The sequence below is a fragment of the Priestia sp. YIM B13489 genome, from assembly GCF_042787645.1.
GTDB classification, from domain to species: Bacteria; Bacillota; Bacilli; order Bacillales; family Bacillaceae_H; genus Priestia; species Priestia megaterium.
Genome location: NZ_JBHZOQ010000016.1, coordinates 1 through 9,012, shown reverse-complemented (window position 1 = coordinate 9,012; position 9,012 = coordinate 1). Strand labels below are relative to the sequence as shown.

At 31.2% G+C, this 9,012-nt stretch carries 12 protein-coding genes, 2 pseudogenes and 1 riboswitch; of the genes and pseudogenes, 2 read left to right on the top strand and 12 right to left on the bottom strand.

The window, feature by feature from the left end; genetic code table 11:
* Window positions 1–93 (top strand): HU family DNA-binding protein (locus ACFX4W_RS01075; RefSeq protein WP_377559055.1); only part of this gene is annotated, 93 nt, incomplete at its 5' end.
* 211 nt (window positions 94–304) lie between these two features.
* Here the strand turns inward: ACFX4W_RS01075 and ACFX4W_RS01070 are convergent.
* The 8 genes and pseudogenes from ACFX4W_RS01070 to ACFX4W_RS01035 all read right to left on the bottom strand — a co-directional run bounded on the left by ACFX4W_RS01070 (window position 305) and on the right by ACFX4W_RS01035 (window position 5,823).
* Window positions 305–577 carry a stage V sporulation protein S gene (locus ACFX4W_RS01070; protein WP_377559053.1) on the bottom strand — a complete coding sequence of 91 codons (273 nt, stop codon included), beginning with the start codon at window positions 575–577 and terminating at the stop codon, window positions 305–307.
* Window positions 578–744: 167 nt separating this feature from the next.
* Window positions 745–1,008 (bottom strand): hypothetical protein, encoded by a 264-nt coding sequence (locus tag ACFX4W_RS01065; RefSeq protein ID WP_377559052.1) that lies wholly within the window; start codon window positions 1,006–1,008, stop codon window positions 745–747.
* A gap of 627 nt (window positions 1,009–1,635) precedes the next feature.
* Complete coding sequence (locus ACFX4W_RS01060; RefSeq protein WP_377559050.1) at window positions 1,636–1,773, bottom strand: hypothetical protein; 138 nt, start codon at window positions 1,771–1,773, stop codon at window positions 1,636–1,638.
* Between the two features lie 135 nt (window positions 1,774–1,908).
* Window positions 1,909–2,091, bottom strand: a complete 183-nt coding sequence (locus ACFX4W_RS01055; RefSeq protein WP_029325259.1) for a YolD-like family protein — start codon at window positions 2,089–2,091, stop codon at window positions 1,909–1,911.
* A 44-nt stretch (window positions 2,092–2,135) separates the two neighbouring features.
* A pseudogene (locus ACFX4W_RS01050) lies at window positions 2,136–2,308 on the bottom strand (Fur-regulated basic protein FbpA).
* A gap of 151 nt (window positions 2,309–2,459) precedes the next feature.
* Window positions 2,460–2,618 carry a hypothetical protein gene (locus ACFX4W_RS01045; RefSeq protein WP_193426061.1) on the bottom strand — a complete coding sequence of 53 codons (159 nt, stop codon included), beginning with the start codon at window positions 2,616–2,618 and terminating at the stop codon, window positions 2,460–2,462.
* Between the two features lie 977 nt (window positions 2,619–3,595).
* Entirely contained in the window at window positions 3,596–3,883 is a 288-nt protein-coding gene (locus tag ACFX4W_RS01040) for a hypothetical protein (RefSeq protein ID WP_377559048.1), read from the bottom strand.
* Between the two features lie 1,244 nt (window positions 3,884–5,127).
* Window positions 5,128–5,823 carry an AbrB/MazE/SpoVT family DNA-binding domain-containing protein gene (locus ACFX4W_RS01035; protein WP_377559047.1) on the bottom strand — a complete coding sequence of 232 codons (696 nt, stop codon included), beginning with the start codon at window positions 5,821–5,823 and terminating at the stop codon, window positions 5,128–5,130.
* Window positions 5,824–6,078: 255 nt separating this feature from the next.
* Here ACFX4W_RS01035 and ACFX4W_RS01030 point away from each other — a divergent pair, with 255 nt between their 5' ends.
* Complete coding sequence (locus tag ACFX4W_RS01030) at window positions 6,079–6,225, top strand: anti-repressor SinI family protein (RefSeq protein WP_377559046.1); 147 nt, start codon at window positions 6,079–6,081, stop codon at window positions 6,223–6,225.
* A 31-nt stretch (window positions 6,226–6,256) separates the two neighbouring features.
* Here the strand turns inward: ACFX4W_RS01030 and ACFX4W_RS01025 are convergent, their stop codons facing one another.
* From ACFX4W_RS01025 to ACFX4W_RS01010, 4 genes and pseudogenes are all read right to left on the bottom strand, one after another.
* A complete protein-coding gene (locus ACFX4W_RS01025; protein WP_328259400.1) occupies window positions 6,257–6,379 on the bottom strand; it encodes an anti-repressor SinI family protein in 123 nt (40 codons plus the stop codon).
* A gap of 19 nt (window positions 6,380–6,398) precedes the next feature.
* Window positions 6,399–6,483, bottom strand: a riboswitch (cyclic di-GMP riboswitch).
* 140 nt (window positions 6,484–6,623) lie between these two features.
* Window positions 6,624–6,740 (bottom strand): annotated as a pseudogene (locus ACFX4W_RS01020) (RNA polymerase sigma factor); the annotation flags it as partial.
* A gap of 55 nt (window positions 6,741–6,795) precedes the next feature.
* Window positions 6,796–7,173, bottom strand: a complete 378-nt coding sequence (locus ACFX4W_RS01015; RefSeq protein ID WP_377559044.1) for a hypothetical protein — start codon at window positions 7,171–7,173, stop codon at window positions 6,796–6,798.
* 17 nt (window positions 7,174–7,190) lie between these two features.
* Window positions 7,191–8,375, bottom strand: a complete 1,185-nt coding sequence (locus tag ACFX4W_RS01010; protein WP_377559042.1) for an Alp7A family actin-like protein — start codon at window positions 8,373–8,375, stop codon at window positions 7,191–7,193.
* Window positions 8,376–9,012: the final 637 nt, after the last annotated feature.

Here is a 9,012-nt window from a genome sequence, read left to right as displayed (position 1 = left end):
CGTAATCCTCAAACAGGTGAAGAAGTAGATATTCCTGCTTCGAAAGTGGCTGCTTTTAAAGCAGGAAAGGAATTAAAACAAGCTGTTAAATAACTATAGTTTTTGATGAATAAAACCACTATAAATTTGAAATTGATTATAAAGATGGAAACACCAACTCTAATTTTATTATGGTGTATGTTCTCAAAAAACTACCTGAGGTAGTTTTTTGCATTTGAAAATGCATACTATATGCTTTTTTAGTTTATATAACAGTAATTATCGACAATAACAAGCTAAAAAGCCCTTTTTACTTAACGCAAATCTATCGTTTTTTTCTAGAGCCTAAAATTAATTTGATTCCTGTTCTTTCTTCATTATCGATTAAAATATTTGTAAACCCAGGAACACAAACCAAATCAACACCACTGGGAGCTACGAATCCCCTTGCAATCGCAACAGCTTTAATCGCTTGATTTAAAGCGCCGGCTCCCATTACTTGAATTTCCACATTACCTCTTTCTCTAAATACGGCTGTAATTGCACCTGCAACTGAATTTGGATTTGATAGTGATGATACTCTTAATATAGTATCCATATAAAGTGCTCCTCCTGTTATTTAAACGATTTATTTAATCATTGGAACGAATGTAATTGACGTATCTTTAAATCATATTCATATCCTGATTAAACTGAACTATTAAATCGATTCCTAAATGGGTGCTTCAATTAAAGGATTTAAGACATACATCTCTTAACTTTTGTTTATTTCCCGACCATTCCCATGATAAATGGAGTAAGATCACTCAACTTTGTTTTATCGCTAAGAACCTTCAAAAAAACAGTAGAGACATGTTCAGGTATAGGTGTTCGACTATCTACAGTTGCTGTCAAAAAATAATATAAAAAATCAAAATGATTTCCTCTTCTCATGGCATCACTCAAATAATAAGCATATAGATTATTATTTAATAGCTTCCTCTTTACGACTGTTCCAAAATCATACAATTCATTAACAGTTGTATTCACAAGGTATTCCTCCTTCTAAAGTTCAGACGGTTAAAAACCGGATACCACATAGTTACTATAAACTGAACGAAAAAACTTTTTAACTGGGTGTAGAAAAAACACTCTACTATCTATAATGAAAATACTACGTAATATTGCAGGTGGAAGCTGTTACATAAGTGTATTATATTAGAAAACGGGAACTTGTATGGATACGCGTAGAAGGTAGTGGGGAAGAGGAAAATTACCTCTGTAGCAAAAGAATGTTAATCCTATGGGCAATTTAATTAGCTTGATTTGATGATTTTTGTACTAATACCATATTAAGATCACTAAAAAGAAATCATTGATAAACTAATAATTAGACTTTCTCCTTACCAGCTTCAAAGAGAATTAGGAGGTTTTATTTTATATATATTCTTTTTCAAACTAAATTCCCCTGCTCTATTTCTTCTAGTAAATCTTTAATCTATTTACATAAATTAATCCTCAAATTTAACATTTCGTTTTCTTTTGACATCAAATTAGCTTCTTATAAAAAGGTTTATAACAGCAATAAACGACCTATTCATTCGATTAGAATCATAAGGTCGCCTACATTATCTTCATTTTCATTTTTTATCCTTCCGATTTGCTTTATTTATAGGTTTATTCTTTTATATTTTCATCTTTTAACTGTCTTAGATTATCCTCGTCACATTGTTTAAATAAATAAGTAAGGTACGAATGCAGTTCAAATCGGTCCTCCTCAATAAAATCAGACCATATTTGTTTGTTTTCTCTCATCATTCCTCCCCCTTTTTTATTTCACTTTTATATCTTTATGGCTCCTTAACTAGAAATTTCTTATACATACCAAGTGACCATTTATCATAAAAAATAGAGAAAATTCTTCACTAAGTTTAAATCAAATAAAGGAAATCAATAAATGTCTTCAATACCGGATAAACGAATAAAGAAAATATTTTGTTTTTCATCTTTTAAAGACAGGGTCTGTTCATGGAGATTAAGATTATAAACACGGCCTTTACACGTTTGTAATGACCCATTTTCATAATAATTAACCGTAATTAAACCATTTTTGATTAGTTTTTTCAAAAACATAGATTAACCCTCCTCTTAACAAATGAATTGCGATTAGCAAAAACTTAAAAAGATAGGTCTTGGAATGCTGGATTAACTATATGATACTCTGTTTCTAACTCATGTAATGTTAATTCATAGAGCTGTTTGTTTCCTTTTTTATAGATTCCTAAATGGATTAAAGAATCTATAATCGAGTTTTTTTATGTTGTATGTCAGAATAGGTCTGTTCGCTCATTATCCCACCGCCTAAATTCAAAATGGTCTTTCGTATGATTGTCCAACTACTTTAATTCATTATAAAGCATGCCAGTTACAAGGAAATGAAAATGAAGTTAAACTGGTGTAATAAATAAGTAAATTTGATTACATAAGTGAACACATATTTCCTACCTATTTACTTTATAATCAACTTTTATGGCATCGCTCAATAATATAATATCCCTATGAATTTCACTTTTAATCAGTTCCTTTTCACAATTCTTGTATTCTTCTCTCAAGCGATTCACTTCTCTTCTAAATAACAAAAGATTGTGTTCATTATGCATTGTAATAAACTCCTTATAAAAACTAACATTAAATACATTATGTTAGTTTTCTCCTGTATATAAAATACTTTCTACAAAAATTCCTATTAATTCACAAAAATTCTAAATTATCATCAAATAATTTTACTCTTTTCAAATAAAAGTAAATGCAAATTTCCACAAAATCTTTCGTTGATTTGAAGTAGAGACCGGTTTGCATGATATAAAATATCTGAAACATCATGCTAAAAAATCCTTTTATTAAGGGTTTTTTGCAGCTTATAAAGCTGTAACTTCCTGAATGGTCATAAAATAACGAATTTGTGGAGCATTATTTGATATTAAAAAGTAAAATGAGAAATATTTTTCTAAACGCATGTAAAAAAAGAGTCTATTTTTTTCTACGAAGCATGTAATGGTTAACGTTATTTTCACTAAAATACGTTAATTATTACATGTGTGTATTAGAAATGATTTAGCTCATAAAACGTTTTGCATAACCAGCTTTATGTTAACTAAGGTTGTATATCATAGTCATCTTAAAAAACAGAAAAACCTATCTCTTCCCAGTCAAAAGAGGTAGGCTTTTTCTGCTACAGAATTCAGTTGTATGAGTCGATGCTCGGAGACATCTCGAGTAGTTTGCTCAAGTTGCTATTTATTATCCGTTTATAGTGGGAGAAGAATATAAATCAATTTCTTTTACTGGTTATTTGCGCCAAAAGATCGGTAAGAAAGATAATAGTAAAGGGAGCAATGCAAACAATGAAGATCTCACGAAAGATCATATAAACCTTATTATTCATTTATATTGAATCCACCTTTATATCTTTGAGTAAACTTTTTAGGGTTTCTTAAGTAGTAGAATGTTCGAATAAAGGGAAAGGATTCATATCAAATAAAACAACAGGGTTAATCATGCTGATATTCTTAGCATTTACTTCTCATAATGGTGATATGATAGGTTATTTGTCTTGGATGGCATAAAAAAAGCCAGTTCATTGAACAAACTGTAGCTTATTGTTCTTTATTGGATTAAAACTGTTGAGATAGACCTTTTCTTGAGCATACTTGAAATAATACCCTAGTTCATCTTGGTGGATTTTACGAGTAAAGATTCTTTCAAGTGTAGTGTTCTTAGCACAGCCAAAGAAGTAGTCCTCTGTATCAGTATAAAAGATGTCAATAGCGTAAATAGAGAAGTCATAAACATATGGAAGGCTGTACACAGCAAACTTACTAGTAATACCTTGCTCATACCTCTTGATGTGCTCGGTCTTTTTCATAATATTTCAACTCCCTTGACTTAAGGATAACAGTACTCTGGAGAGTAATTCATTGTTTTTTATATAAAATAAAAAGGAGGAACAACAAACAATGAAATTGTCCCTCCAAAGCAGAAAATGAACAAAACATGCTGCATATACAGTGTTTTGTCATGAATCGATAGTATACCATGAGAACGATGTCCTATAACCTTTGATACACGTATGTATAGAAAATGACACATCTTGTAGCACTACTGACACATTATTGATAAAAAACGGCATATACAGCCTAAAATAGAAAAGCTACTGTGCCTCAACAGTAGCTTTTCATTAAAGAAAGTGGGTTAGAAATACCAATGTTGGAAGGTATTCGATTACATTTTGTTCCTATTTCCTAAAAAATATACTAACAGCAAATGAAAAAACTCCCTTAAGGGAGTAAGGTAGTTTTTTTCTGTCCGAACCTCGGAAAAAAGGAAGAGTCATCAACCGAGTATTCGCGCTTCTTTTGTAGTTTGCTCAACATATAGAATGTTATTCATTATTGCAAGTACGCAATGATCTAAAATTGAATATTACATATTGTCTATAAAGATAAAATACTTTTTATACGTTTATAAAGGTTTATTATTTAGATTAAATAGACGCTTTATCCTTGGGTTTTTATGCGTATAAAAAGGTGTGCCTTTTTGGACTATTTATATTAGATGGCCTTAACTTCTGCATGTTTTTATAAATGTCAGAAAATTTATAATGACATGTCTGACAAAAGACCTTATAATAGCACTAAGATATAATCTTTTAAGAACACCTAAACCATCAGAAGAAACTGAAAAAAGCTATCTCATCTTTGAGATAGCCTTTTTTGGTTTCTTTATGAAATCTGTATCTACATGCTTAATATTAGTATAAAATAAGGTTGTGATTTGTCGGACAAATATTAAATAAAAACCTAGTTAATCGGCGATTTTAATATGCAGAGAAACGATATCTGAGGAAATTAACTATTATTTTGCGTATAACTTGCAAATTTCAGCACTTTAGAGAAATGCTCATTTCCCTACTTGTATTGGTTCTCATTGAAAAAGCCAACTTATTTAATAAGAGTATTGTTCTCAACTGTCTCTTTGATAAAAACAGGGATGTTATTATAAATAATAAAGTAGGCTTCCTTCTATTACAAAATTATTAGTAACCTGAATTCAACTATAAAAGAAAACATCCATTTCTTCTGGATATAAGTTTTTAACTCGTATTTCGTTCTAAGTAGCTTTCTTTATAACTAACTTATCTCCTTCTATTTTAACTTCCAAAACGTCACCGTTATTGACGTTTAAATAATTCCTTAGCTTTTTAGGGATGTTTAAGTATTTATCTTTGTTTACTACGCGCGATTGCCCAGTAAAGAAAAGATTTCCTTCTGTAAAAAACTCATATCGGTGTTTTTTTGCAACAATGGTGCCTTGGTCTTTAGTAAAAAACTGTAATTGCATACTTACTTCTAGATTAAATGATTCCAATAAAAAATTAGGAAGCCTTATCTTCCCTTCTTTTATTTCAAGTAAAGATAACCTATTTAATTCAGGTTCTATAGGCTCTTTTATTAGACCTGGGGATTTATTCTGTTTTCTTTTTTTGTAGAAAATAATACTCTTGTTAATTAATTTCACTCCTATTTTTTCACATAAATTCATATCATGTATTTCACGGAGTATCTTTGGAATTACAATATAGCCTAAATGATCGATAGTTCTAATTAAATTGTTCATCTTCATTTTTTTCTCTAAAAATACCGGTGAAGCTTCAATCTGCTTCATAATAAAATAATTTTTGTAGGTAAAGAATTGTATTGTAGCAGATGGCTGGATATTAACATGCTTTAAAAACAGGGGTGGTATCTTTACCCTCCCCATATTATCGATTATTAAGTCTTCTTTAAGTGATTCGTCCTCTTTCATTAATAAAAATCCTTTCAAATGTACTTCATAAATAAAGGTTAACTTTGAATGTACCCACCATTCATTTTTTATGCCTTTATTAGCATACCTAGGTTATTAAATCTTGATTTTTTATAAACTAAATAAACAGAGGGAATTCCAAATGTATTATCAACAAGAAAATAATAGGTTAAAAGTAATATTTTTAACATTGTGGGTTATATTACAAATTAATTTGTTTTATAATAGGACAAGTTGTAGAGGAGGAATATTGCAATGAATAATTTAAACCATGATACTACCCTTCCCCAGGAATGGCTAGATTTAGTTAAAGAAGCGATGAATTCCACCATTACTCCAGAGGAATTTAAGAAGTTTTTGAATAGAAAATCTCAAAAATTAAATGACCATAAACAACATTAATTATAATTAATGTTGTTTATGGTTAAAGTGTCTATTTGCTTTCTAAGAACTTCTTAATTTCCTCAATGGTTAATCCCAATTCTCTAGCTTCCTTTATAAGTTTGACCCATTCTTGACTTAGTTCTTGTGCTACTAATTGTCCTTTACTGTCCATAAAAATTACCTCCAGATATTCAGGGGGCTCAGCTGCCATAGCCACTTGACCTTAGACCTGTAGCTTTGCGTCCTAGCCTTTCAACTAGTTTGCCTTTATCTCAATATGTAAATTTATAAATATCTTACTATATAATGGGTGTCGAATTATGTCAAAATAAGTATTATCATTTATTTTTTAAAACCCTTTATAACCTATTACTAATTAATATAAATAGCATTATAAAAAATAAATAAATATCCAGCTAATCACTACCTTGCTTCGCATACATCTTTCTCAATAAAGATTTTGCTCGATGAATCCTCGCCTTAACTGTTCCCACACTAATATTTAAGGAAGTAGCAATCTCATTATAAGGTAAGTCTTTAAAATAAAAACAGAAAAAACCACTAGTATGTTTCTAGTGGCTTTACTGTTTAAAAATCGTTATATTCTTCTAAGTCGTCATCGTCTAATGAGCCAGATATATTTTCTAAATCTGCAATCTTTCCTTCTTTCAGTTGGGGAACCTTTAAAGGCTCTTCTTCTTTGAAAGAGACACTTCCTACAAAACCTGTTGTTTTTACTAATGTTTTTAAATCAGCTAATTCATTCTTTATATGTTCAAGCATTTCGTAGGTTTTTTTGTCTTCAATTACTTTTTTTTGAGTAGATGAATCATCTAAATCACGTAGAATTAAAGATGAAATATAATCCCCTAACCTACGCGATTTAGCATATTTAGCTAGCTTATTATAAACTTCATCACTCAATCGATTTGTCTTAATCGTAAACGCATTTTGACGCTCTGACATCCCCATCACCTACGTTGTTAGGATTTAACGGCTTTCTTCTCTGTTGCGTGCTTCTTTTGAACGTAACCCATACTACGAATCTCTAAGCCAAATAAATTTAAATGGCGGCTATCTTGGGGCACCTTATGATACTTCTCAGTACGTTCTTCTCCAATTTTGTCACGCATACTATTCATGATAGCTACCTCTAAAGTAGGGGCTACCCCTCCGCAATATACATACTTACGTAGTTTGTTCGCTGGTGGTGGTGCAACATCATTTAATTTAGCCAATAAAATCTCTACATATTCTCGAAGAGAAGACTTGATTGTACTTGTTAAATCAATGGATTCGCCTGTATTTTCGTTTTTTAATACAAATTTTTGTTTGCTGTAGTTATCAAGAATAAATTGATCAAAGGCACGTAAGTCTGTAAACAGTTCTAGGAATTTTTCTTTACGTAATTTATCAATATGCGCTAAATAAGGAATGCCTTCAATGCTTTGGAATGACTCACGGCTATTGGCAGCTTTCAAACCTTCCGGTAAAATAACCACATCAATGGAACCACCACCAATGTCCACCATAACTGTTTCACATTCCACATACTCATTCGCATCTTCACGATCTTCAAGCGTTAAGTCTTTTTTCAAGGCAAAACGTGCACTTTCTCCCTCTTTTAAGCACGCACTTTCTTCTACTACTACTTTTAACGTATTTTCAAAGCCAGGTGTATGCACAGTAAATGAATGGTCGCCTAAGAAACGATTTGCCATGGCTTTTTGAGCTGCTCCAAATGTGCTCTCTTTTTTAAGGAGCCAGATTGGTAACATAGTAGAAAAATAGTCAATTTCAATTGTATTGTCTTTTTTATTTTTCGCATGTAACGCATGGTAATAAGCAATAGCAGCTAAAAAGGTGATGTATGGAATATGACTTGTAATTTTATTATGTAATTTATTAATGTGATTGTTGGCGAGTAATTGACTTGCAGCAATATCTCCTACTAAGAAATAACGCTCTTTCTCTTCCCCATGAATGGTTGTAGAAAGTAAAATACGCTTCTTAAATTCTTCTGGAGCTGTAACAGCATCTGTGAAAAACGAGTCTGCAGCTTCTTTTTGAAGTTCAACTACATTCGTTGGAAAATCGAATAGATATCCATCCATAATGTTCATATCAACGGAGTTACCGCAATCTTTATTAAAACGTGAAATTTTCATTTCTAAACACCTCATTTTTTAAGTTGAACTTATATTCAACTCATTGTACTCTATACGAGGTGATTATTCAATATCTCTAGCCAACTTATTCATCTACAAAACCTTACATCTATCAACAATTATTCAAATTAAGTAGAACTTGTATCTACAAACAATATTCAGATTCAATACCTTATGTACCTTACTTTATAGCTTCAACATAAGAAGAGCCTGCATCAAAAATGATGCAGGCTCCCCTCTCTTACTAAAAATAATTCTCTTGTTCATTTGCCCTTGTGAGGCCCTTTCGTTACGTATAACGGTTCATAACGAGAGTACCATTCGTTAAATCACAATACCTACTTGTTAATTTGGGTAATACATTTGCTGAAGTCGCTGTTACGTCTTTAAAAATCGAATCAGTCCCTTCATCTAAGTATTTAACCTTTCACAGTAGCCTCTAAAAATCTTATTTGGGCTCTGTACTATCTGTTTACCACATATGTATGGATTAAAACGTCTTTTTTGATTCAGCTTATTAGTCTCATTAAAAATTGTCTCTTCTATAAAACCCTTCATTTATCCACCATAAATAAAAGAGCAGTTTGCAAATGCAAACTGCTCTTTTGATGACCCGTACGGGATTCGAACCCGTGTT

Bases quoted from the DNA above. Each gene is read 5' to 3' on its own strand.
- ACFX4W_RS01025 (WP_328259400.1), bottom strand. From the start codon at position 6,379: ATGGACAGTAAAGGACAATTAGTAGCACAAGAACTAAGTCAAGAATGG.
- ACFX4W_RS01045 (WP_193426061.1), bottom strand. From the start codon at position 2,618: ATGCATAATGAACACAATCTTTTGTTATTTAGAAGAGAAGTGAATCGC.
- ACFX4W_RS01030 (WP_377559046.1), top strand. From the start codon at position 6,079: ATGAATAATTTAAACCATGATACTACCCTTCCCCAGGAATGGCTAGAT.
- ACFX4W_RS01015 (WP_377559044.1), bottom strand. From the start codon at position 7,173: ATGTCAGAGCGTCAAAATGCGTTTACGATTAAGACAAATCGATTGAGT.
- ACFX4W_RS01010 (WP_377559042.1), bottom strand. From the start codon at position 8,375: ATGAAAATTTCACGTTTTAATAAAGATTGCGGTAACTCCGTTGATATG.
- ACFX4W_RS01070 (WP_377559053.1), bottom strand. From the start codon at position 577: ATGGATACTATATTAAGAGTATCATCACTATCAAATCCAAATTCAGTT.
- ACFX4W_RS01040 (WP_377559048.1), bottom strand. From the start codon at position 3,883: ATGAAAAAGACCGAGCACATCAAGAGGTATGAGCAAGGTATTACTAGT.
- ACFX4W_RS01060 (WP_377559050.1), bottom strand. From the start codon at position 1,773: ATGAGAGAAAACAAACAAATATGGTCTGATTTTATTGAGGAGGACCGA.
- ACFX4W_RS01035 (WP_377559047.1), bottom strand. From the start codon at position 5,823: ATGAAAGAGGACGAATCACTTAAAGAAGACTTAATAATCGATAATATG.
- ACFX4W_RS01055 (WP_029325259.1), bottom strand. From the start codon at position 2,091: ATGTTTTTGAAAAAACTAATCAAAAATGGTTTAATTACGGTTAATTAT.